The organism is Mesorhizobium sp. WSM4823, assembly GCF_055811195.1.
In genome coordinates this window covers 1-235 of the sequence record NZ_JBVVQL010000076.1, presented here as the reverse complement: position 1 = coordinate 235, position 235 = coordinate 1, and the positions used below count along the sequence as shown (strand labels likewise).

Annotated in this window: 1 protein-coding gene; it reads left to right on the top strand. The window is 70.2% G+C overall.

Translation table 11 applies throughout. The annotated features are described in order from the left end of the window. Nucleotides 1-235: hypothetical protein (locus AC0L26_RS32065; protein WP_473636094.1), on the top strand; the 235-nt coding region annotated here is incomplete at both ends.

Genomic DNA, 235 nt, shown 5'->3' with positions numbered 1-235 from the left:
CGCCAGAAGCGGCGCAAGGTGCGCGAAGCCGTCAAACGGCGTGCCTCCGAACCCGAGCCTGCGATCACCGAGGAACGTCAGAAGCGGCGCAAGGAGCGCGAGGCCGCCAGGCAGCGCAACGCCGAACCCGACGCGCCCGCGATCGCCGAGGAACGCCTGAAGCGGCGCAAGGTGCGCGAAGCCGTCAAACGGCGTGCCTCCGAACCCGAGCCTGCGATCACCGAGGAACGCCAGA